General features: G+C 67.9%; 24 protein-coding genes and 1 pseudogene. 9 read left to right on the forward strand and 16 right to left on the reverse strand.

What is annotated here, in order from left to right; all coding sequences use genetic code 11:
- Window positions 1-14: 14 nt before the first annotated feature.
- The 4 genes from OJF58_RS08005 to OJF58_RS08020 are packed head-to-tail and all read left to right on the forward strand — an operon-like array spanning window position 15 to window position 3,261.
- On the forward strand, window positions 15-887 hold the full coding sequence (locus OJF58_RS08005) for a branched-chain amino acid ABC transporter permease (RefSeq protein WP_300783348.1): 873 nt from the start codon (window positions 15-17) through the stop codon (window positions 885-887).
- On the forward strand, window positions 884-1,846 hold the full coding sequence (locus OJF58_RS08010; RefSeq protein ID WP_300783349.1) for a branched-chain amino acid ABC transporter permease: 963 nt from the start codon (window positions 884-886) through the stop codon (window positions 1,844-1,846). Before OJF58_RS08005 ends, OJF58_RS08010 begins: the two co-directional genes overlap by 4 nt.
- On the forward strand, window positions 1,839-2,567 hold the full coding sequence (locus tag OJF58_RS08015; protein ID WP_300783350.1) for an ABC transporter ATP-binding protein: 729 nt from the start codon (window positions 1,839-1,841) through the stop codon (window positions 2,565-2,567). The genes OJF58_RS08010 and OJF58_RS08015 overlap by 8 nt, the downstream gene beginning before the upstream one ends.
- Complete coding sequence (locus OJF58_RS08020) at window positions 2,560-3,261, forward strand: ABC transporter ATP-binding protein (RefSeq protein WP_300783351.1); 702 nt, start codon at window positions 2,560-2,562, stop codon at window positions 3,259-3,261. The genes OJF58_RS08015 and OJF58_RS08020 overlap by 8 nt, the downstream gene beginning before the upstream one ends.
- Here the strand turns inward: OJF58_RS08020 and OJF58_RS08025 are convergent.
- The 5 genes from OJF58_RS08025 to OJF58_RS08045 form a co-directional block, all read right to left on the reverse strand.
- Window positions 3,255-4,301 (reverse strand): P1 family peptidase, encoded by a 1,047-nt coding sequence (locus OJF58_RS08025; RefSeq protein WP_300783353.1) that lies wholly within the window; start codon window positions 4,299-4,301, stop codon window positions 3,255-3,257. The two genes, OJF58_RS08020 and OJF58_RS08025, sit on opposite strands and share 7 nt — an antisense overlap.
- Window positions 4,298-5,083 (reverse strand): SDR family NAD(P)-dependent oxidoreductase, encoded by a 786-nt coding sequence (locus OJF58_RS08030; RefSeq protein WP_300783355.1) that lies wholly within the window; start codon window positions 5,081-5,083, stop codon window positions 4,298-4,300. Before OJF58_RS08030 ends, OJF58_RS08025 begins: the two co-directional genes overlap by 4 nt.
- Window positions 5,084-5,194: 111 nt before the next feature.
- Window positions 5,195-5,509, reverse strand: a complete 315-nt coding sequence (locus OJF58_RS08035; RefSeq protein WP_300783357.1) for a hypothetical protein — start codon at window positions 5,507-5,509, stop codon at window positions 5,195-5,197.
- A 145-nt stretch (window positions 5,510-5,654) separates the two neighbouring features.
- Window positions 5,655-6,530, reverse strand: a complete 876-nt coding sequence (locus OJF58_RS08040) for a YihY/virulence factor BrkB family protein (protein WP_300783359.1) — start codon at window positions 6,528-6,530, stop codon at window positions 5,655-5,657.
- Between the two features lie 152 nt (window positions 6,531-6,682).
- A complete protein-coding gene (locus OJF58_RS08045) occupies window positions 6,683-7,111 on the reverse strand; it encodes a CBS domain-containing protein (protein ID WP_300783360.1) in 429 nt (142 codons plus the stop codon).
- 80 nt (window positions 7,112-7,191) lie between these two features.
- Here OJF58_RS08045 and queC point away from each other — a divergent pair, with 80 nt between their 5' ends.
- Window positions 7,192-7,899, forward strand: a complete 708-nt coding sequence (gene queC / locus OJF58_RS08050; RefSeq protein WP_300783362.1) for a 7-cyano-7-deazaguanine synthase QueC — start codon at window positions 7,192-7,194, stop codon at window positions 7,897-7,899.
- Window positions 7,900-7,924: 25 nt separating this feature from the next.
- Here the strand turns inward: queC and OJF58_RS08055 are convergent, their stop codons facing one another.
- Complete coding sequence (locus tag OJF58_RS08055) at window positions 7,925-8,467, reverse strand: DUF4142 domain-containing protein (protein ID WP_300783364.1); 543 nt, start codon at window positions 8,465-8,467, stop codon at window positions 7,925-7,927.
- A 153-nt stretch (window positions 8,468-8,620) separates the two neighbouring features.
- Here OJF58_RS08055 and OJF58_RS08060 point away from each other — a divergent pair, with 153 nt between their 5' ends.
- Entirely contained in the window at window positions 8,621-9,448 is an 828-nt protein-coding gene (locus tag OJF58_RS08060) for a universal stress protein (protein ID WP_300783365.1), read from the forward strand.
- A gap of 17 nt (window positions 9,449-9,465) precedes the next feature.
- Here OJF58_RS08060 and OJF58_RS08065 read toward each other — a convergent pair whose 3' ends face one another.
- The 5 genes from OJF58_RS08065 to OJF58_RS08085 all read right to left on the reverse strand — a co-directional run bounded on the left by OJF58_RS08065 (window position 9,466) and on the right by OJF58_RS08085 (window position 13,175).
- Complete coding sequence (locus OJF58_RS08065; protein WP_300783366.1) at window positions 9,466-9,921, reverse strand: SRPBCC family protein; 456 nt, start codon at window positions 9,919-9,921, stop codon at window positions 9,466-9,468.
- Window positions 9,918-10,283, reverse strand: a complete 366-nt coding sequence (locus OJF58_RS08070) for a metalloregulator ArsR/SmtB family transcription factor (RefSeq protein WP_300783368.1) — start codon at window positions 10,281-10,283, stop codon at window positions 9,918-9,920. Before OJF58_RS08070 ends, OJF58_RS08065 begins: the two co-directional genes overlap by 4 nt.
- A gap of 5 nt (window positions 10,284-10,288) precedes the next feature.
- Window positions 10,289-10,936, reverse strand: a complete 648-nt coding sequence (locus OJF58_RS08075; protein WP_300783370.1) for a glutathione S-transferase family protein — start codon at window positions 10,934-10,936, stop codon at window positions 10,289-10,291.
- A gap of 78 nt (window positions 10,937-11,014) precedes the next feature.
- Window positions 11,015-12,463 carry a tetratricopeptide repeat protein gene (locus OJF58_RS08080; RefSeq protein WP_300783372.1) on the reverse strand — a complete coding sequence of 483 codons (1,449 nt, stop codon included), beginning with the start codon at window positions 12,461-12,463 and terminating at the stop codon, window positions 11,015-11,017.
- Window positions 12,464-12,635: 172 nt separating this feature from the next.
- Window positions 12,636-13,175, reverse strand: coding sequence for a VOC family protein (locus OJF58_RS08085; RefSeq protein ID WP_300783373.1), 540 nt, complete (start codon window positions 13,173-13,175; stop codon window positions 12,636-12,638).
- Between the two features lie 77 nt (window positions 13,176-13,252).
- On the opposite strand from OJF58_RS08085, the gene OJF58_RS08090 reads away from it, so the two are divergent.
- The 3 genes and pseudogenes from OJF58_RS08090 to OJF58_RS08095 all read left to right on the forward strand — a co-directional run bounded on the left by OJF58_RS08090 (window position 13,253) and on the right by OJF58_RS08095 (window position 15,301).
- Complete coding sequence (locus tag OJF58_RS08090) at window positions 13,253-14,527, forward strand: amidase (protein WP_300783374.1); 1,275 nt, start codon at window positions 13,253-13,255, stop codon at window positions 14,525-14,527.
- Window positions 14,524-14,841 (forward strand): annotated as a pseudogene (locus OJF58_RS27110) (hypothetical protein); the annotation flags it as partial. The gene OJF58_RS08090 and the pseudogene OJF58_RS27110, both read left to right, overlap by 4 nt.
- Before the next feature lie 136 nt (window positions 14,842-14,977).
- A complete protein-coding gene (locus OJF58_RS08095) occupies window positions 14,978-15,301 on the forward strand; it encodes an aspartate dehydrogenase domain-containing protein (RefSeq protein ID WP_300785214.1) in 324 nt (107 codons plus the stop codon).
- Between the two features lie 83 nt (window positions 15,302-15,384).
- On the opposite strand, the gene OJF58_RS08100 is transcribed toward OJF58_RS08095, so the two are convergent.
- The 5 genes from OJF58_RS08100 to OJF58_RS08120 are packed head-to-tail and all read right to left on the reverse strand — an operon-like array spanning window position 15,385 to window position 22,036.
- Window positions 15,385-17,433, reverse strand: a complete 2,049-nt coding sequence (locus OJF58_RS08100; protein WP_300783375.1) for a hydantoinase/oxoprolinase family protein — start codon at window positions 17,431-17,433, stop codon at window positions 15,385-15,387.
- A 5-nt stretch (window positions 17,434-17,438) separates the two neighbouring features.
- Entirely contained in the window at window positions 17,439-18,140 is a 702-nt protein-coding gene (locus OJF58_RS08105) for an ABC transporter ATP-binding protein (protein ID WP_300783376.1), read from the reverse strand.
- Between the two features lie 20 nt (window positions 18,141-18,160).
- Entirely contained in the window at window positions 18,161-18,910 is a 750-nt protein-coding gene (locus tag OJF58_RS08110) for an ABC transporter ATP-binding protein (protein ID WP_300783377.1), read from the reverse strand.
- On the reverse strand, window positions 18,907-20,784 hold the full coding sequence (locus OJF58_RS08115; protein ID WP_300783379.1) for an ABC transporter permease: 1,878 nt from the start codon (window positions 20,782-20,784) through the stop codon (window positions 18,907-18,909). The genes OJF58_RS08110 and OJF58_RS08115 overlap by 4 nt, the downstream gene beginning before the upstream one ends.
- Before the next feature lie 46 nt (window positions 20,785-20,830).
- Window positions 20,831-22,036, reverse strand: a complete 1,206-nt coding sequence (locus OJF58_RS08120) for an ABC transporter substrate-binding protein (protein ID WP_300783381.1) — start codon at window positions 22,034-22,036, stop codon at window positions 20,831-20,833.
- Window positions 22,037-22,049: the final 13 nt, after the last annotated feature.

The following is a 22,049-nucleotide window of genomic DNA, read 5'->3' on the forward strand; positions in this document are numbered from 1 at the left end:
GTGCACCGAACGGCGTGCTCGATCCGGGGATCCTCTTCGCCGGCGTGCTGAACGGGCTGCTCGCCGGCGGCATCTATGTGCTGGTGGCCGTGGGGCTGACGCTGATTTACGGCGTTCTGCACATCATCAATTTCGCCCATGGCAGCCTCCTGATGCTCGCCATGTATGCCGTCTTCTTCCTGTGGCGGCTCTCGGGGCTCGATCCCTATGCCGCCCTGCCGATCGTGATCGGCGCCGCCTTCGTCTTTGGCTACCTCCTCTACCGGCTGGTGATCGGCCGCCTCAGCCACGGTCGCGACGAGAACATCCTTCTGATCACGCTCGGCGTCTCGATCGTGGTCGACAATGTCGCCCTTCTCCTCTTCGGCGGCGACACGCAGACGGTCACGACACCCTACGCTTCGGCCTTCGTCCGGCTGGGCGACGCCTTCCTGCCCTTGCCCAAGATCATCTCCTTCGTCGCCGCCCTCCTGGTCTGCGCGGTGCTGGGCGTTTTCCTGGCGAGGAGCGACACGGGCAAGGCAATCCGAGCGGTTGCCCGCGAGCGGCAGGGGGCGCGGCTTGTCGGCATCGACGTCGACAATATCTTCGCCCTCTCCTACGGCATCGGCATTGCCTGCCTTGGCGCCGCCGCCTGCCTTCTGATGCCGACCTACTACGTGACGCCGAGCTCGGGCCATGCGTTCGTGCTGGTCGCCTTCACCATCGTCGTGCTGGGCGGCATGGGCAGCTTCGCCGGCGCAGCCATTGGCGGCCTGATCATCGGGGTGGTCGAATCGCTGGGTGGCCTTCTGCTGGGCGAGCAGCTCGGCCAGATCGGCATCTCGGCCATCTTCATCCTGATCCTGCTGCTGAAGCCCTCCGGCCTGTTCGGGGCCCGCCAATGACGCGGCAGGATCTTTTGCCGGCTCTCGCGCTCGCGGCGGCGATCGTCCTGCCGCTGGTCGCGCCGGGCTACCTCGTCGACATCGGCATGCTGGTGTTCTTCCTCGCCTTCATAGGCCAGTCCTGGAACATCAGCGGCGGCTTCGCCGGCCAGACCTCGTTCGGTCACGCCGTGTTCTTCGGCACCGGCGCGTACACCTCGACCATCCTGCAGATCACCTTCGGCTGGAACGCCTGGCTCGCCTGGCCTGCCGCCATGCTGGCGGGGGCGATCGTCGGCTGGATCATCGCGGTTCTGTCCTTTCGTGCCGGGTTGCGCGGTTCGTATTTCGCCCTGATCACTCTCGCCTTCGCCGAGGCGTTCCGCATCCTCGCCAATTCGGTCTCCTTCACCCATGCCGGCCTCGGCATGCTGATCAAGGCCGATCAGCGGGCAGCCAACTTCCAGTTCAGGGATCCGATCTGGTTCTATTATCTCGCGCTTGCCCTCTGCATCGTCTCGCTGCTGATCGCCTGGCGGTTGACGCGCGGGCGTTTCGGTGCCCGGCTGGTTGCCGTGCGCGAGAACGAGGATGCGGCACGCGCGCTCGGCATCGACGTCTTTGCCGAGAAGGTGAAGGCGCTCACGCTCTCCGGCGCCATCGCCGCCGCGGGCGGCACGTTCTATGCGCAGAAGTACCTCTACATCGATCCCAACATCGCCTTCGGCGTCGACAAGTCGATCGAGATGCTGCTGGTCACGATGGTGGGCGGCGCCGGCACGATCTTCGGGCCGCTGCTGGGCGCGCTGGCGCTCACCGGAATCAACGAGGCGACCCGCGCGCTGGCGAGCGTCCTTCCCGCCCTGAAGAACGTCCAGCCTCTCAGCCTGGTCGTCTACGGCGTCATGCTGATCCTGATCGTCGGCCGCCTGCCCGACGGGCTTGCCCGTCTTTACCAGCGGATCCACCGCAATGCTTGAGGCGAGCGGCATCAGCAAGTCGTTCGGCGGCTTGAGGGCGGTCGACGGCGCCTCGCTCGACGTGCAGCCGGGCGAGATCGTGGCGCTGATCGGCCCCAATGGCGCCGGCAAGACGACGCTGTTCGCCACCCTGGCCGGCTTCCACCATCCCGATGCCGGCCGCATCGTCTTCGACGGCCGCGACATCGGCGGCGAGCCGCCGCACCGCATCTGCGCCGCCGGCATGGTCCGCACTTTCCAGATCACGCAGCCCTTCGCGAAGATCAGCGTCCGCGAGAACCTGATGGTGGGGGCCTATCTGCGTGTCGCCGACCGCGGCGAGGCGCGCCGCCGGGCCGAAGCCGTCGCGACGCAGGTCGGCATGGCCGGCCAGCTCGACCGGCTGGGCGCCGATCTCACCGTCGCCGGCCGCAAGCGGCTGGAGCTGGCGCGCGCCCTCGCCACCGGCCCGCGCCTCTTGCTGCTCGACGAGGTCATGGCGGGCCTCAATCCGACCGAGATCGCCGAGATCGTGGAAGTCATCCGAGCGATCCGGACCTCCGGTGTCACCATCCTGCTGATCGAGCACGTGATGCAGGCCGTCACCTCGCTGGCCGACAGGGTCTATGTCCTGAACCAGGGCCGCATGATCGCCGAGGGCACGCCGGCAGAGATCGCCGGCAATCCCGCCGTGGTGGAGGCCTATCTCGGCCATGGCGCCGCCGAGGTGCTGCGTGCTTGAGATTGCCGGCCTGCGTGCGGGCTACGGCACGGTCGAGATCCTGCGTGGCGTCGATCTTGCCGTCGAAGCCGGCGAGATCGTGGCGCTGCTGGGCAGCAACGGCGCCGGCAAGTCGACGCTGAACAATACTGTCTGCGGCCTCTACCGGCCGTTCGGCGGCACGATCCGCTTCGACGGCCGCGGCATTGCAGGCACCTCGTCCATGGGCATCGTCGAAGCCGGCCTGATCCAGGTCCCCGAAGGCCGGCGCGTGTTCCCCAACCTTTCGGTGCAGGACAATCTCGAGCTCGGCAGCTACCGCCGCGGCAAGCGCGCACGGCGGCGCAATCTCGACCGCGTCGTCGCGATCTTCCCGCGGCTCGGCGAGCGCCTGAAGCAGTCGGCCGGCACGCTGTCGGGCGGCGAGCAGCAGATGCTGGCGATCGGCCGCGGCCTGATGAGCGAGCCGAGGCTGCTGATCCTCGACGAGCCTTCGCTCGGCCTCTCGCCGATCCTGGTCGAGGAAATGTTCGGTCTGATCCGGCGGCTGCATGGCGACGGCCTGTCAATCCTGCTGGTCGAGCAGAATGTCGTGCAGTCGCTCGCCATCGCGCACCGCGCCTATGTCCTGGAAAACGGCCGCATCGTGCTCTCAGGCCGGGCCGCCGACCTCGCTCTGCACCCCGACCTGCGCCGGAGCTATCTGGGCTATTGAGGGGTGCTCCGTCGCACCGTCTTGCCGAAGCGCCGCCGAAAATCGGGCAAGGCGTTCTCGAACGGCAGCGCGGTCGCCTCGTAGACGCCGCGCGCCACGGCGCGCGCCAGACAGTCGGCGGCGGCAGCGCCGATCTCCGTCAAAGCCGGCGGCTCGCCGGCCGGACCCAGCGCCGCATCGGCCCGCGCCGTCGAGACGGCGAACACCGTATCGCCGTCGTTGGGTGCATGGATCGGTCGCAGAGCGCGGGCCAGCCCGTCGTTCGCCATGACCGCCAGCCGCTTGCACTCCGACTTGGTGAGGCTGGCATCGGTCGCGACCATGGCGATGGTCGTTGCCGTCGCCCCAACCGGCTGGCCCTTGAAGCGTATCGCGAGATCGGGCTCGGTCAGCTTCGCGGGCCAGCCATAGCCGCCGAATTCCCGGCCCTGTTCGTAGGGCGCCGCCCAGAAGTGTGGGCCCTCGCCGATCGTGGCCGAGCCCACGGCGTTCACAGCCGCCAGTGCGCCCACGATGAAGCCCTGCTTGGTGCGCTGACTGGCCGAGCCGAGGCCGCCCTTCAGGTTCGCCGTGGTGCCGCCATAGCCCGCGCCGACGGTGCCGAGGGCGAAATCCACGGCGGCCGCAAGCGCCGCGTCCCGGCCGAGATCCCAGTACGGCGGCCGGCGCTTGACCGGCTGCGTCAGCCAGGCCTTCTCGCCGCCGTTCATGAGGTCGAACAGGATGGCCTGCACGGCCACCGGCAGCGTGATGCCGCCGAAGGTGGCGCCGCGACCTTCCGCGCACAGCACCGCCGAGACGCCGCCCGCCGCGTCGAGCCCGTAGAGCGAGCCGCCGGACAGCACCACGGCATCGATCACGGCGCGTGTCATCTCGGGCTCGAGCAACGTCACGGCCCGCGATCCCGGCGCGCCGCCCAGGGTCGCGACGCTCGCCGTCACGCTCTGGTCGAAGACGGCGACCGTGACGCCGGTCGCGGCGCGGGCATCGTGCGCATTGCCGACGCGCACGCCGGACACGTCCGTGATCAGGTTCCTCACGTCAGGAACTCGCCGCCATTCACATGAATGGTCTGGCCGGTAACGAAGGTCCCTTGCGGTCCCACCAGCAGGCGCACCATCGCGGCAATCTCCTCCACCGTGCCGAAGCGCTTGAGCGGGATCGGCCGGTTGACGCGGTTGACCGGCGCCGGACCGGCCGACGCGCCGCGCACTGTGTCGATGGCGCCGGGCGAGAGCGCGTTGCAGGTGATGCGATGCGGCGCGAGCTCGACCGCGAGCGCGCGCATCAGCCCCTCGAGCCCGGCTTTGGAAGCCGAGACGTGGCAGCGGTTGGGCGTGCCGACATGCGTGGAAATTCCCGACAGCGCCACGATGGCGCCGCCCCGGCCCTTGGCGATCATCTGCGGAACGACGGCCTTGGTCAGCAGGAAGGCCCCGTCGAGGGCCACCGACAGGATCTCGCGCCACTCCTCGAACGACATGTCGAGGAACGACGTCTGCCGGCGAAGCCCGGCGTTGCTCACGAGAATATCGACGCCGCCCAGCTTCTCGGCCTCGGCGGCAAGCCGCGACGGCACGGCGGGATCGGCGACGTCGCCCATTGCCGCCACCGCCTTTCCGCCGGCCGCCGCGATCTCGCCCACCGCAGCGTCGACCGCCTGCCTGTCGCTGCGCCCGTTCACCATGACGGTCGCGCCGTCACGAGCGAGCGCCAGCGCAATGGCCCGGCCGATGTTCCTGCCGGCGCCCGTCACGAGGGCCACTTTGCCTTGCAGGGGAAGGGCAAGGTTTCCCTCCCGGGCCGGCATCTCGTTTCCCATAGTCGCTATCCTTCGATGGAGCTGGCGCAAACGGCCGTCCGGGCCAATGTAGCAAAGGCCGGCCGGTTGTTCCTTGCCTTTGCGACAGCGTCCCTGCGGTGCGGCCCTCGGCTAGCGCGACTCACGGTCCGGCTTCGGCGCCGGGAAGGGCTGCGCCTCGAGAAAACGGGCGGCATCGCGATAGACAAGATACGCGTCGCGGCACCGCCCATAGTCACGCACGCGACCATCCAGAGCCATGATCAACTTCCGCCGCGTGGCTTCGGCGTAGGGCGACTGCCAGACGCCGGCGATCAGCTTGGCCTGCGCGACCATATGATAATCGGCGGCTATCGCCGCGGCCGTCTCGGCGCTGCGCCCATCGGCGACCGCATCTATCCTGCCGATGAACCCGGCGTTCACCGCATCCCCGTCATCCCCAAGCATGCCCCAGCTCCCCAAGCGGGAGCGAGCATCGCCCAGTCTTGGCCGGGGTCAAATCAATGCGGATGCATGGGTGATCCGCAAAAGTGGCGGCAAAGGTCACAGCCCTGCCGGGCCTTCAATGCTTACGCTTGCAAGGCTCGCATTTTCAGCTTTCTGTCTCCGTCGCCGTCATGTTAGAGGCGTGGCTGCCGTGACGGTGGGCGAAGACGCGCGTGAACTCGGCGCCCAGCAGGAAGATCTGCGCCGAGTAGTAGATCCAGACCAGAAGGATGATCAGGGCGCTCGCGGCGCCGTAGGACGAGGCCACGTTGCTCTGCCCGATATAGAAGGCGATGGCGTATTTGCCGCCCTCGAAGAGGATCGTCGAGGCGAGCGCACCGATACCGACATCGCGCCAGGCAATCTCCACATCCGGCAGCACCTTGAACATCGCCGCGAAGAGGCCGACGATCAGCAGCGCGGACATGACGATGTCTGTCGCCTGGAGCGCAAGCTCGGCGACGGGAAAGACGGATCGGAGGTAGGACGACAGGCTCGCCAACGCCGCACTGGCAGCGAGCGAGACCATCAGCAGGAAGCCCGCCGTCACTACCAGACCGAGACTGACGAGGCGCGCACGCACCAGGCGCGAAAGCGCCGAGCGATCGGGTGTCGCCTTCCAGATGCGGTTCATCGCCGCCTGGACCTCACCGAATACGCCGGTCGTGGCGACGATCAGCACCGCGACGCCCACGATCGAGGCAATCACGCCGTCGCGCGGCCGGGCGGCGCTCTCGATCATGGCCTGCAGCGCTTCTGCCGCGCCATGTCCCATCAGGCCGCTGAGTTGGGTGACGATGGCGCCTTCCGCTGCTTCGCGGCCGAACGCGAGACCCGCGATCGCCACGACGACCAGTAGCACCGGCGCAATGGAGAACAGCGTGAAATAGGCGATCGATGCGCCGCGGCTCAGCGCATCGTCGGCAATGAAGCCCTCGATCGTGTCCCGCAGCAGCAACCATAGGAGGCGGATGCTCTTCACATCGCATCCGCATCGTCTGGCGTCAGGAAAGGCGGCCCGTCCATGCCGACTCAACACGCCCCGTGCGGGGTGGTTGCAGAGCCGGCGCCATCGGATTGGCAAGGAGCGAAAGGACCGTCATCTCCCGGGATGAGGCCGATGAACGTCCTCGCTCAACTGGCGACGATGTATGCCTTCAGCGCATCGGCCTCGACCTGCGTCTCGGTCAGGCGCGCCTTCACCACGTCGCCGATCGAGACCAGACCCAGCAGCTCGCCGTGGCGCATCACCGGCAGATGCCGGAAGCGGCCGCGCGTCATGGTGGCCATGACCTGCTCGATCGTGTCGTCGGGATCGCAGGTCACGACGTCGGTGGTCATGATCTCGCGTGCCGCCTTGTCCAGCGCCGCGGCACCGTGCTGGGCCATCGCGCGCACCAGATCCCGCTCCGAGACGACGCCGATCACCTCGTTGTCCTGGAGCACCAGCACCGAGCCGACGCGGCGGGTGCTGAGCTGCTCGGCGACCTGGGCGACTGTCGCCTGCGGCGCGGCGCTGAAGACGTGACGACCTTTCTCGGCAAGGATGTCGGAAACGAACATGGCATTCCCCTTTCCCATTGGGTGACGGGCAATACGCGAACGCTATGGCGCCGCGAGAAGCGGCGGGTCATAAACGCCTTATGGAGGACTCCCGCTCAGCTCTGGTGCTCTTCTCGGGCGGCCAGGATTCTACGACCTGCCTCGCCTGGGCGCTAGAACGGTTTCAGCATGTCGAGACGGTCGCCTTCGACTACCGGCAGAGGCATCGGATCGAGCTCGATCAGCGGCTCGTCGTGCTGGACGCGTTCCGTAACCGCTTCCCGCGGTGGACCGGCCGGCTGGGCGAGGATCACCTGGTCGACATGGCCGTCCTCGGGCAGATCAGCGAGACCTCGCTTACGCGCGACGTTGCCTTCGCCATGGAGAAGAGCGGGCTCCCCAACACCTTCGTGCCGGGCCGCAATCTGCTCTTCTTCACCTTCGCTGCCGCCATCGCCTGGCGGCGCAACATCCGCCACCTGGTCGGCGGCATGTGCGAGACCGACTATTCCGGCTATCCCGACTGCCGCGACAACACGGTGAAGGCGCTGCAAGTCGCGCTCGATCTCGGCATGGACAGGAACTTCGTCCTGCATACCCCGCTGATGTGGCTCGACAAGGCGGCGACCTGGGCGCTGGCCCAGCAGCTCGGAGGCCCGGCGCTGGTCGAGACGATCGTCGCCCACACCCACACCTGCTACCTTGGCGAGCGCGGACCGCGTCACCCTTGGGGACATGGCTGCGGTGCGTGCCCCGCCTGCCGCCTGCGCAAGCGCGGCTATGAACTGTGGGTGAAGGGGACCGCCTGAGAGTTGCTGACGGGCGCTTGCCGCCTCACATGCCGCTCGCCAGCGCCTGCGCCATCTCGCGATGCGTCTTGACGCGGGGAAATTCGGTTCGCGCAAATCCCGATATGGCGCCGCTGGTGGCGCTGCTGCCGCTGCCCGCCTGGCTGTTGGAGTTCGCGGCATATTGCTGCTCGGCGTCGCTCAGCACCGCAAGCTGGGCATTGGCATAGGCGACGTCGAACTCGCGGCCCTGCAGGCCGTTCAGGCGCTGGAGAATGGCCGCCGTGCGAGGCGCCGCATTGGGATCGGGGGCATAGGAAACGCCGGCTTCCGTCCTGGCCTTGCGCAGGCGCGAGGCGGCATCGCTGTAATCGGCGATCATGCGGTCGGCGAAGCCTCGGACGTTGCTGTTGGTCGACCGCGCGAGGGCAAGCTTGCCGGCGCCGATCTCGAAGTCGTTCAACTGTTGGGCGTAGCCCACGAACCGGGAGTCCGGCAGCAGGTCGGCCGCCAGGGCGCTGGTCGTCTGAAAGGCCGGAAAGACGGCGAGGGCTCCCAGCAACAATGAGCGTCGAGCGACCGGCAGCATGGCAGGCTCCTTTGCGGTGGATGCGGCGATAACGTCCGCCTGTCGCACCGGTTGCATTCGAGGGACACGCTCTCGACAGACTTGCCATGAGGCCGCGACGGCCTCTTAATCGCGCCGTCGCTCTCACGCGGCGACTTTTGGGGGGAGAGTCCATTGATCAAGTCGATTTTGGCCGTGTCCGAAGGCGGTCCCGATGCCGCTATGTCCTTTCGCCTGGCAAGCCGCGTGGCCGGCATATTCGGCGGCGCCGTCGATGCATTGCACTTGCCGGTCGGCCTGACAGGCGGCGCCACGGGCCTGGCGATGAGCGGCGAGGCCATGCCGCTCGTGATGAATCTCGACGACGAGCGCTTGGCCCAACGCAGCAAGGAAAGCGAGCGCGCCTACAAGGAGCTGGTGGCATCGATCAAGGGCGCCACGTTCACCGCCGCCGAGACCGGGACACTGGACGCGATGGTGGCGATGGGCCGCTGCTCGGACATCGTGGTCATCGGCCGCCCCGGCACCGACCCCGAGAACGTCGCGCCGGCCACCGTCGAGGCCGCCTTATACGAGTGCGCCCGCGCCGTGATGGTGGCGCCGCCCGACGCCGGTGCCGGCGCTTTCGGCTCGATCGTCGTCGCCTGGAACGCGAGCTTCCAGGCTGCCCGCGCCATCGGGTACGCCCTGCCGTTCCTTTACAAGGCCGCCAAGGTCACCCTGCTGGTCATCGGCAGCAAGCCGGACGACGTGGGCGCCCGCTATCTGGCGCGCAATCTCGGCCGGCAAGGCATCGAGGCGGCGGTCGACGCCATCGACCCGGGCGCGGTGTCCGCTCGCGCGCGCGGCCGCGCCCTGCTCGGCTACACGCAGGAAAAGGCGGCGGACCTTCTCGTGATGGGGGCCTATGGCCGCGGACAGATGCTGACCTTCCTGGGGCTGGGCGGCGCCACCGCCAAGGTGATCTCCTCCTGCCCAGTGCCCCTCCTGATGGCGCATTGACTCGACCGTAGCGGATATCACCCGAGCGCGGCTTCGAGCTGGTCGAGCAGCGCTCGGGTGCCGCGCTCGCGGCTGCCGGCGTCGTCGTAGCCGTCCAGGAAAGCGCCCTGCTCGGTCAGCACCAGCCGGGTGCCGGCACCGGCGGACTTGAACTCGACGGTGGCCAGCGAGACCGAAATCTTGGTCTCGTCCATATGCATATCGTAGACCGACACTATGCGTTCGTTGGGCACGATGTCCTGGAAGGTGCAGTTGTAGTGGTGCACCGGGCCGCCCGGCGGACCGCCGCTCACGCTCTCCTTGCCGCCAACGCGAAAGTCCATCCTGTGGTCGGACCTCTCCCAGTCGTTCGGCCCGACGAACCAGCGTGCCTTGGCCCTGGGATCGGAGAAGGCCTTGAAGACCCGTTCCCGCGGCGCCGCATAGGTGCGCTCGATGGTGAAGGTGGCGTGCTGGACACTGCGTTTGGTCATATCCTCCTCCGTTTGCTGGGGGTCGGCGTCGGTTGGTCACCCGTCTCGGCCAGGAAGTCGCCCAGCCGATCGAGCCGTTGCTCCCAGCTTGTCCGCCGCTCGCTGATCCAGCGCTCGGCCGTGTGCAGGGCCGCGAGATCGATGCGGCAGGTGCGCACGCGCCCGACCTTCTGCGAGCGCACCAGGCCGCTCGCCTCCAGGACGGAGAGATGCTGCACCACCGCCGACAGGGTCATGTCGAGCGGCCGGGCAAGCTCGCTCACGGAGGCCGGTCCGCGTGCCAGGCGCTCGACCATGACGCGCCGCGTCGGGTCGGCCAGCGCCTGGAACGTGAGGTCGAGCGGCGCCGCGCTTGGCTGCATGCCGATCATCCCGGAAAGAGCTCCAGATACGGCTCTGCCTCGGCAAAGGTTCGCGCGATCGACGGCCGCCTCGTCAGCCGCTCGAAATAGGCCGCGAGCCCGCGATGGTCGTCGCGGAAGGGCAGCACCTTGTCGGCGAAGAACAGCGCCGGCGCGGCCGCGCAATCGGCCATCGTGAAGACATCGCCCGCGGCCCATGTCCGCCCGCCGAGATCGGCTTCGAGAACGCCGTAGGCGGTGGCGAGCGCCGCCTTGGCCTCGGCGACGCCCTGCGAATCGGTCCTGCCGGGAGGCCGCAGGCGGTCGCCCACGATCTTCTGCATGGGAAGCTGAATATGGAGATCGAATAGCCGGTCGCTCAGCCGGGCACGCAGTGCGAGCGCCCGGTCGGCGGGGGTCAGCGGACTCGGTCCCGGATAAAACAGATCGAGATACTCGATGATGATGCTGGATTCCGCCGTCGTGCGATCACGGCCTTCGTCGCGCAATACCGGCATCTTGCCGATCGGCCAGAGCCTGCGGAAAGCGCCGCCCGACTCCGCATCGCCGAGATCGACGATGCGACGCTCGAACGGTGTTCCGTTCTCGTAGAGGGCGATCAGGACCTTCTGGCAGAAGGAGGAGAGCGGATGAAAATGCAGGACGAGCGACATGCTCGCCTTAATACTTAAGTATCCACTTAAGTGTCAACCGTTGGCATGTTGCCCTGGCTTCCCGACGGACCGAACCTTTCAGGGACAGGCGCCGGCGGCCTGGCTCACCACTTCGGCGTCGGCGCAGGCGGTGCAGGCATTCCCGTAGGTCTTGCGACTGCCGTCCCGCCGCACGCCGCAGGCCGGACGATAGTCGCGGGTGCACATCTGCGGGCGCGGATCAGCGCAGACGCCGCCGGCGACCGGCATCGATTCTTCGGCGAGCTCGGCCTTGGTGAGAAAGAAGCGGAAGGGCTTGGGCCTATAGTCGCTGAGCGCGCCGATGATGGAGATCGTCGAGCCGATCGCAGGCAAGGGCCGAAGCGGATGCTCGAGCGTGATCTCCAGGTCGACGGTGTTGCTCGCCTGGTTCTCCTCCGACAGCGCCGCCTCGATGCGCTCGGACGTGGCCTTGATCACCTTCACCGGCAGCTTGAGTCGCGCGCCGCCCTGTTGTTTCTCGACGATCGCCTTCCACACCTTGTCGGCAGCCTGCTGGTTGTCCGACGAATCGCCGCGATGCGAGAGGATGAATTCCCAGTCCTCGAAGGTGAGGTTGGCAGGATCGTTCTTCGCGGCCATGTAAACCGCGGTTTCGGCGGGCGACATGGCGCGCGGGATGGAATCGGCGAAACCGTCGGGCGGCCGTTGCTCGCCTGCCACGCTGGCCACCAGCTTGCCCCAGTCCTTGTCGGTGCCGTGGTAGTGGCTGTAACGGGCTCGCGCGTACTTCTCGATCTCGGCCGCGGCCGCGTCGTTCTTCATCGAGCGGGCGATCGCGATGGCCCGCGCGGCATACCAGAAGCCCAGCGCGTCGGTCGGCTTGCCCTCCAGAAGGGCGACAGAGAGCTGATAGGTATCCGGCAGGTTGGTCGGGTTGACGTTCACCGCCTCGAGAAAGTGGGCGCGCGCCTTCGCATAGTCCTTGGCCTGCAGCGCCGCATAGCCCAACGTGCCGTCGAACACCGCCACGATCTGCATCTTCAGACGCGTGAAGTCGGGTTCGGTCATCGACGCCGGGCACTGCCATTTGGGCAAGGCGGCCATGCCGCGATGCGCCGCCTCGACAGCCGCCGTCAGCGCCTTCTCGTCGCCAGCCATGGCCTGCGTCCGTCCCGAATAGGCGCGGTTGGCAAGGGCACGAACATTGTCCGGATCGAGCTGCAACAGGCGTACGGCGATGGCATCGGCCTTGGCCGGATTGTTGGCGGCCTGCCACGCCGCCATCGTCTGCTCGAAAGCCTCTGTGCGGAGCACGCTGTAGGGATACCAGGCGAGGAAGACCTCGAGCGCCTGTGCCCGCTTGGCGGGATCCTGGGTGTTAACGGCGGCCAGATAATTCTTGTACTCGGCCGGGTTCGTCATGCCGGCTGGCAATGCCGGCGACTGGGACGACGCCGGCGGCGGCGCGGACGTCTGCGCGGCCACATCGAGGCCGGTGAAGACGAATGCCAACAAAAGGACATGCATCGACCAGCGGGCCGGCATCTGACGGCGAACGCGTCTGGCGAATGAAATATGATCGCAAAGTGTCATCGGGTCGGCATTACCGCGGCCGTTGTCGAAAATAAGGCAGCGTTTGGCTGCATGGAACAGCGCCTTTCAGTCATGGGCGGAGATGCGGCCTTGCACCCGCCCATGGTTGGCGTACGCGTTTCGTTCATAATGCCTCGACCCGGGCGCGCAAAGCCGCGTCGTGAAGGGTCGTGTCCTGTCCCGGCGGCGCATGGCGGACGGCTTCCTCCAGGCTCGATGTCTGGCGCCATTCCATCGCGGGCCGGGCGCGATCGTCGGAGCCGATCTGGTCGACACCCCAGTACAGCTCGAGATGATGCCCGTCGGGGTCGAGGAACTCGACCGAGATCTGGCAGCCTGCGCGGCGGCGGCCTTCGTACACGACCTTGGCCCCGTTCTTCTTCAGGTGATCGCGGGCGCGGAACACCTCGTCGAGCGTTGCGAGCTCGAAAGCCAGGTGATGCAGGCTCCGGTCTCCGCCCTCGTCCTTGCCGCCGACGAGCGCGAGACAGTGATGATCGCCATTGCAGCGCAGGAACACCATGCCACCGGGCATCATGGACCCGGGATAGATGTCCGAAACCTTGAAGCCCAGCACCTCGGTGTAGAAGCGGCGCGACCGCTCAAGATCGGAGACGAAGATGACGGCATGCCCGATCTTGCGAACGGCAAAGGGCGTGGTCATGGCGCTGGCCTCCCGGGCTACCTTTCCACCAATGGGTCGGCCATCATGCCGCCAATCGAGCACAAGGGGGAAGATGCATGGCGACAGCGCCCAACCGATTCACGGCCACCACCGCCCTGCGACGCATGGCCGACAAGCGGCTCAAGGCCCGCGACCTGGTCGAGGCCTGCCTCGACCGCATCGCGGCGCGCGAGGGCGAGGTCCATGCCTGGGAGGCTCTCGATCCCGAGGGGGCGCGCAAGCGGGCCGACCGGCTCGACAAGCGCAGCCGGCCGGTCGGGCCGCTGCACGGCCTGCCGCTCGCCGTGAAGGACATCATCGCGACCAAGACGATGCCCACCACCTGCGGCTCGGCGATCTATCGCGACCACGTGGTCGGCAGGGACGCCGCCTGCGTCACCCAGCTCGTGGCCGCAGGCGCCATCGTCCTCGGCAAGGCGGTGACCACCGAGTTCGCCGGCGCCCATGCCGGCAAGACCCATAATCCGCACAATCTCCGCCATACCCCCGCCGGCTCCTCGTCCGGCTCGGCCGCCGCCGTCGCCGACTTCATGGCGCCGGTCGGCTACGGCACGCAGACGGCGGGATCGGTGATCCGGCCCGGCGCCTTCAACGGCGTTGTTGCCTACAAGGGCACCTACGGCTGGGCCGACCTCACAGGCGTCAAGCCTTATGCCAAGAGCCTCGATACGCTGGGCTTCTTCGTGCGCGAGGCCAACGACCTCGCCCTCATCCGGGCGGCGTACGGTCATGCGCCGGCCGATCCGCCGAACCGGACCCCGCGCATCGGTCTCTGCCGCACGCTGTGGTGGGACCTGGCCGATCGCGACAACCGCAAGAACATCGAGGCCGCCGCCCGCGCCTTGCGCGCCGCCGGTGCCCGAGTGCGTGAGTGGGAGATGCCCGAGCGCTGGCAGGCGCTGGCGACGGCGCAAAACCGGATCATGACCAGGGAGGCGACTCGATCCTACGCCGCCGAGCGCGCGCGCTTTCCGCATCTGCTGTCCCCCAGCCTGACACAGGTGCTGGCGACCGGCGATTCGGTCACGCGCGCACAGCTTGCCGATGCGAAGAAGCGCAAGCGGCGCGGGCTCGACGACCTCGCCGAGGCCTGGCAGCGCTTCGACTTTTTGCTGACGCCAGCCGCAAAGGGCGAGGCGCCGGCCGGCCTCGGCAATACCGGCGACCCGCTCTTCAACCGCATCTGGACGATGCTGGGCACCCCCTGCATCGCCCTGCCCTTCAATATCGGGGCTTTCGGCCTGCCGCTGTCGCTGCAGCTCGTGGGGCCGCTGCGCAGCGACGACCAGCTCATCGCCTGGGCGCGCTGGGTCGAGCAGCGCCTGTCGTGACCGTCAAGCTCGGGCTGATCGGCTATGGCGCCATCGGCCGGCATGTCGAGGCCGCCCGGCTCCGCGATATCGAGCTCGTGTCGGTGCTGGTGAGGCGGCCGCGCGCGGACCGTCGGCTCACGCACGAGCCCGACCTTTTTTTCGCCCACAGCTTCGATGCCGTGGCCGAATGCGCCGGCCACGAGGCGGTGCGCGCGCATGGCCAGCGCGCACTGGAGGCGGGCGCCGATCTCCTCGTGACATCGGTCGGCGCTTTGACCGACAGCGGCTTGTTCGAGCGGCTGCTCGCCGCAGCCAAGGCGAACACCCGCCGCGTCATCCTGCCCTCGGCGGGCATCGGCGCACTCGACATCCTGAGCGCCGCCGCCGTCGGCGGGCTGGACAGCGTCACCGTCACGGTGCGCAAGGATCCGTCGGCCTGGAAAGGCACGGTCGCCGAGAAGCAGGTCGATCTCGACGCGCTCGACGAGCCGCTGGTCATTTTCGACGGGCCGGTCCGCCAGGGCCGCGCGGCTCTATCCGCAGAACGTCAACATCTCGGCCGCGGCAGCGATCGCGGGGCTCGGTCTCGACAGGACGCGGCTGGTGATCGTGGCCGACCCCACTATCCGAACGCACATCGTCGAGCTCGAAGCCCAGGGTGCGTTCGGGCGATTCGCCTTCCGGGAAGACGTGGCGGTCAGCGAGGAGAACCGCAAGACCGGCAAGCTGGTCGCAATGGCGATGGTGAAATCCATCCGCCAGCTCGCCTCGCCACTCGTCGTCGCAGCGTGAAGGGTGGAGCGTCACCGGGGTCCGCCGCCTCCCCTGACGCTCATCGGAGCGCGCAGCTCCAGTTGCGCTCATGCGCGATTGCGTCAGCGCACCGTGATCAGCAGATTGCCGAGCCTGTCCTGCCGCACCTTGTCGCCCGGTTCCACGACCGTGGTGCAGTCGAGCTGCTCGAGGATCGCCGGACCCTCGAAGATCGCGTCGATCGGCAGCTTGTCGCGCGCATAGATCGGCGTTTGCCGCCAGCCGTCGCTGAACCACGCGCGACGCTCGCCGATCTGCGCCGCCTGCAGCGTCGAGGCGCGCTCGGACGCGGCCAGCAGGCCGAGGTCGATGTGCGGCCGCACGCCGATTACCGCGGTGTGCAGGTTCACCAGCACCGGCGGAATCTCGCTGAGCTCGATGCCGAAACGGCGCCAGTAGGCCGCCGCGAAGGCCTTGTGCAGCCCGTCGATGCCGAGATCGGGCCGCTCGACCGCGACCGACAGGATATGGCTCTGGCCCTGGAACTGCATGTCGGCGCTATGGATCGCCCGCAGCTCACCGACCGGCACGCCCTCGCGCGCGACGGTCGCCTCGCCCTCCTGCTTCTGCTCGGCATAGATACTGGCGATCGTGGCGTCGTCGATCGTCGAGAGAGGCTTGTTCACGGTGCGTACGAAGTCGTGGCGCAGGTCGGCCACGACGCAGCCCAGCGCGTTGGTGATGCCGGGCCGCGCCGGCACCAGCACGGTCGGGATGGCAAGCTCGCGCGCGAGGGCGCTGGCGTGCAAGGGACCCGCGCCGCCGAAAGCGAAGAGCGCGAAGTCGCGCGGATCGTGGCCGCGCGACAGCGAAACGAGGCGAATCGCGCCAGCCATGCGATCGTTGGCGATGCGCAGGATGGCGGCGGCCGCCGCCTCGGCATCGAGGCCGAGGCGCTTGCCCAACTTGCCCTCGATCGCCTGCCGCACGTGATCGAGCGTCACTGGATGGTCGACACCCAGCAGATGATCGGGATTGAGACGGCCCAGGAGCAGATTGGCATCGGTGATGGTCGGCGCATCCCCACCGCGGCCATAGCAGATCGGTCCCGGCCGCGCGCCGGCGCTCTCCGGCCCCACACGAAGCATGCCGCCGGCATCGACCGAGGCGATCGAGCCGCCGCCCGCGCCGATCGTATGCACATCGACCATCGGCACATGGATGGGCATCGCATATTCGAGCTCGAGCTCGCCCGAGACCTGCGGCACGGCATCCTCGATCAGTCCGACATCGGTCGAGGTGCCTCCCATGTCGTAGGTGATGAGGTTGCCCTGGCCGCACAGGCGGCCGGTATAAGCGGCGGCCATCACCCCCGAGGCGGGGCCGGACATCACCGTGTTCACGGCCGCCCTGGCGATGAGCTGCGACGAGATGGTGCCGCCGTTGCCCTGCATCACCAGGATGTCGCGGTCGAAGTCCTTGGCCGCGAGCTCGGCACGCAGGCGCGAGAGATAGCGGTCGAGCACCGGTTGCACCGCGGCATTGACCGCCGCCGTGACGCCGCGCTCGAACTCGCGATATTCCGACAGGATCGCGTGCCCCGCGGTCACGTAGGCGTTGGGCCAGAGGCCACGCACGATCTCGGCCGCGCGCCGCTCGTGCGCGGGGTTGATGTAGCTGTGCAGGAAATGGACCACCACCGCCTCGCAGCCCGCGGCCAACAGCTTCTTCGCTGCATCGGTCACCGCCGCCTCGTCGAGCGGGATGAGCACATGGCCGTCGGCATCCATGCGCTCGGAGACCTCGAGCCGCAGCTCACGCTCGACCACGGGATGGAAAGTGCCCTTGAGACCATAAGGCTGCGGCCGGGTGCGGCGACCGAGCTCGAGCACGTCGCGGAAGCCCTTGGTCGTGATGAGCCCGACACGGGCGATCTTGCGCTCGAGCAGGGCGTTGGTGGTGGTGGTCGTACCGTGCACGACGGCCTGCAACCTGGCCGGATCGGCGTCCGCCTCCTGCAAGGCGGCCATGAAGCCGACGGCCTGATTGTCTGCGGTGGTCAGAACCTTGGCGAGCCGCACCGTACCGGAGTCGGAATCGACCGCGAGGAGGTCGGTGAAGGTGCCGCCGACATCGATGCCGACGGTGAGGGAATTCTTGGATGAGGACATGGTGGTCAAACCGAAAGATACTGTTCGCGAAGGGCGGCGTCTGCCGCGAGTTCGGCCATCGTGCCGCCGAAGCGAATCTCGCCTTTCTCGATGATGTAGGCGCGATCGGCGACCGCCTGGCAGAAGTGCAGGTTCTGCTCCGACAGCAGCACCGACAGGCCCTGTTCCTTGAGCGCGCGGATCGACTGAGCCATCTGCTCGACGATGATCGGCGCCAGGCCTTCCGACGGTTCGTCGAGCATCAGGCATCGGGGATTGCCCATCAAAGTGCGGGCGATGGTGAGCATCTGCTGCTCGCCGCCCGACATGCGTCCGCCGGACCGGTCGCGCATGCGGCCGAGGTTGGGGAACAGCGCAAAAAGCCTGTCCTCTGTCCAGGTCGGCGCGCCCCTGCGAGCTGGCTGGCGGCCGACCGAGAGGTTCTCGATCACCGTCAGCTCGGTGAAGATGCGGCGCTCTTCCGGCACGTAGCCGAGCCCCAGCCGTGCGATGCGGTACGGCGCGAGGCGGTCGATGCGCCTCTCCGCGAAGCACACCTCGCCGCGTGCCGGCGGCACGAGGCCCATGATCGCCTTCATGGTCGTCGACTTGCCCGCGCCGTTGCGCCCGAGCAACGCCACGACCTCGCCCGCCTTCGTCTCGAGCGACACGCCGTGCAGGATATGCGCACGGCCGTAGTAGGCATGCAGATCCTTCACGGAGAGCATCGGGCGCCCTCCCCTGGACATCAATGCAGGCCTCCCAGATAGACGGCACGCACCTCGGCGTTGTTGCGCACCTCCTCCGGCTGGCCGCCGGCGATCAGGCGACCGCGATCGAGCACGATGATGCGGTCGGCCTGGCCGAAAACCACGTCCATATCGTGCTCGGTGAACAAGACGGCGATCTCCTGCGCACGCGCCAGATTGGCCGCCAGCTCCATCAGGGCCACGCGTTCGCGAGGGGCCATGCCGGCGGTCGGCTCGTCCATCAGCAGAAGGCGCGGGCTGTTGGCGAGCGCCATGGCGAGCTCGACCCGCTTCAGGTCGCCGTAAGCCAGCACGGCGCAGGATCGCCCGGCCTGGTCGAGCATGCCGACCCGCTCCAGGAGCGCATCCGCTTCCGCCCTCAGCGCAGTGCCGAATCTCGCCAGGAGAGAGCCGAGCTTGCCGGCATGCGAGTAGAGCGCCATCTGCACGTTCTCGCGCACGCTGAGCGAGGCGAAGGTCGCGGTGATCTGGAAGGTCCTGCCGACACCCAGGCGCCAGATGGCACGCGGGCTCAGACCGACGATGTCGCGCCCCGCCAGCCGCACGAGGCCGCTGTCCGGCGCAAGCTGGCCGTTCAGCATGTTGAAGCAGGTGCTCTTGCCGGCACCATTGGGGCCGATCAGCGCCAAGAGCTCGCCGGCCGAGACGGCGAAGGAAACGTCCGCCACGGCCTGCACGCCGCCAAAGGCCTTGTGCAGGCCGTCGACCTGGAGAACAGGCTCCCTCACGCAGCCTGCTCCCGCCCGCGGGCGAACAGGGCCTTCACGCCGCCGACCAGACCTTGCGGGAACAGCACGACGATCAACAGGATCACGAGACCGAAGACGGCACGCCAGTAGTCCGTCTCGCGCGCCAGCACGTCGCGCAGCCAGGTGAAGAGGCCGGCGCCGACCACCGGGCCGGTCAGAGTCTCGACGCCGCCCAGCAACACCATCACCAGCCCATCTGTCGACTGCGAGATCGAGGCCGCGGAGGGCGAGATGCTGCCCTTGGAGAAGGCGAGGACGACGCCTGCGAGGCCCGCCATCGCACCGGCCAGCACGAACGCCGCCCACTGGAAGCCGCGCGCGTCGATGCCGATCGCCTCGGCCCGCAGCGGCGAATCGCGCGCGGCGCGCAGGGTGTAGCCGAAGGGCGAGAACAGGACGCGCCACAGGAAGGCGATGCCGAGCCCGCAGGAGATCACCGTCAGGTAATAGTAGGCCGTCTTGCCCGAGAGCCATGCCGCGGGCCAGATGCCGACCATGCCGTTGCTGCCGGATGTCAGCGAATCCCACTGGAAGACGATCGACCAGGTGATCTGGGCAAAGGCGAGGGTCAGCATGGCGAGATAGACGCCGCTCAGCCGCACGCAGAACCAGCCGTAGAGGCCGGCGAAGGCGGCAGCGACAAACGGCGCCAGCAGGAAGGCCGCCTCCATCGGCAGGCCGGCGCGCTTCAGCAGCACCGCCCCGGCATAGGCCCCCAGCCCGAAATAGGCGGCATGGCCGAACGAGATCATGCCGGCCGGGCCCATGATGAAATGAAGGCTGGTGGCGAACAGCGCGAAGCAGGCGATGTCGATGAGGAGGGCGGCCATATAGTCGTCGCTCGCGAGCGGCGCGAGCAGGAGCAGCGCGATCCAAAGGAGCGCCGTCATCGGGCGGGGCGGCCTGAGCGGCGCCGGCACGCTGCCGGCTGCCCGCACCACGGCCGGGGGTTTGCCCAGCAGGCCGTAGGGCCGCAGCACCAGCACGACGCCCATGATCACGAACTCGACCACCAGCACGAGCCTGGAGAAATCGACCTCGAAGCCGAGTGGCCGGATCGTGCCGATGCCGATGCAGAGGGCCTTGGCGACGCCGATCAGGATCGCCGCCAGCAGGGCTCCCGGCAGGCTGCCGAGCCCGCCCACCACGGTGACGACGAAGGCATCGGCGATCACCGGAAGATCGAGCTCAAGGTTGGCAGGCTCGCGCGGGATCTGCAGAGCGCCGCCGAGCCCGGCCAGCACCGCACCGACGAAGAACACCGAGGTGAAGAGCATGGCCTGGTCGACGCCGAGGGCGCCGACCATCTCGCGATCCTGCGTCGCCGCCCGCACCAGCGCTCCCCAGCGGGTGCGCGCGAGTAGCAGCCAGAGCAGCCCGAGCACCACCGGACCGATCGCGATCAGCAGCAGGTCATAGGCCGGAATGCGCTTGCCCAGGATGTCGACCGCCATCCCGAGCCCGGGCGCGCGCGGGCCGACGAGATCCTCCGATCCCCAGACGTAGAGCGCGCCATCCTTGACGATCAGCACGATGGCGAAGGTCGCCAGCAACTGGAAGAGCTCCGGCGCATGGTAGATGCGCCGCAACACCAGCACCTCGACGATCACGCCCACCACGCCGACCGCGACCGCCGCTAGGACGACGCCGCTCCAGAAGCCGATCGGCGTCCGGCCCAGCGCCTGGATCGCGCTGTAGGCCATGTAGAGGCCCAGCATGTAGAACGAGCCGTGCGCAAAATTGACGATGCGCGTGACGCCGAAGATCAGAGACAGGCCAGCCGACACCAAGAACAACGACGATGCGTCGGTCAGCCCGTTCAGGAGCTGGATGAGGAGCGAGGGGAAGGTCACGTCGATTCACAGGGACCGGCACACCACGCGCACGGTCCGGAAGAGATCAGTTGGCCGGCCTCATCTTCTTCACCTCGGCGTCCCCCGGCAGGACGTCCTTGCCGTCGACGAAGTGCCAGTCGGTCATGTACCCCTTGCCGTCCTTGACGGCGATGCGGCCGACGAAGGCGCCCATCGTCGACTGGTGATCGATCGCGCGGAACGTCACCGCGCCGAACGGCGTCGCGACCTGCAGCCCCGCCATGGCCACGACCAGCTTGTCCTGGTCGAGGGCGCCGGCCTTCCTGATCGCCGCCACCGCCGACATCACCGTCGAGTAGCCGACGACCGACCCGAGCCGCGGATAGTCGTGGAACTTCGCCTTGTAGGCGTTGAAGAACCTGGTGTGCTCGGGTGTCTGGAGATCCTGCCAGGGATAGCCGGTCACATACCAGCCGACCGGCGCCTCGTCCTTCAGCGGGTCGAGATATTCGGGCTCGCCGCCCAAGAGGTCGAACACCGCCACGTTCTTGAACAGGCCGCGCTCGCTGCCGGCGCGCACGAACTTGGCGAGATCGGCGCCGAACAGGGAGGAGAAGATCGCATCGGGCTTGGCATCGGCCAGCGCCTGGGCGACCGTGCCGGCATCGATCTTGCCGAGCGGCGTGGCCTGCTCGGCGACGAACTCGGCATCGGGTTGCTTCGCCTTCAGGAGTTCCTTGAAGGCGGCCGTCGCCGATTGCCCGTATTCGTAGTTCGGATAGACGATCGCCCAGCGCTTCTTGTGCAGCCTGGCCGCGTCGGGAATGAGCATCGCCGTCTGCATGTAGGTCGAAGGGCGCAGCCGGAAGGTGTAGGCATTGCCCTGACCCCACACGATCTTGTCGGTGAGCGGCTCGCCGGCGATGAACAGCGTCTTCTTCTGCTTGGCGAAGTCCGCGACGGCGAGGCCGACGTTCGAGGGGAAGGTGCCGATCAGGAAAGCGACCTTCTCGCGGCTCAGCAGTTCCTCGGCCGCGCGCACGGCGTCGGCCGGATTGCCGTTGTCGTCGCGGCTCACCACCTCGATCTTGCGGCCGAGCACGCCGCCCGCCGCATTGACCTCGTCGACCGCGAGTTCCATGCCTTTCTTGTAGGGATCGAGAAAGGCGGCGAAGACCTTGTAGCTGTTGATCTCGCCCAGCTTGATCGGCTCCTGCGCAAGAGCCGGTACCGTGAACGAGAGAGCAAGGAGCGCCGTGGCGCCCGCCAGCAGACGATTGCGGGTCAGCATGAGGTCCCCCTTT

The organism is Enhydrobacter sp. (assembly GCF_030246845.1).
Lineage (GTDB): Bacteria > Pseudomonadota > Alphaproteobacteria > Reyranellales > Reyranellaceae > Reyranella.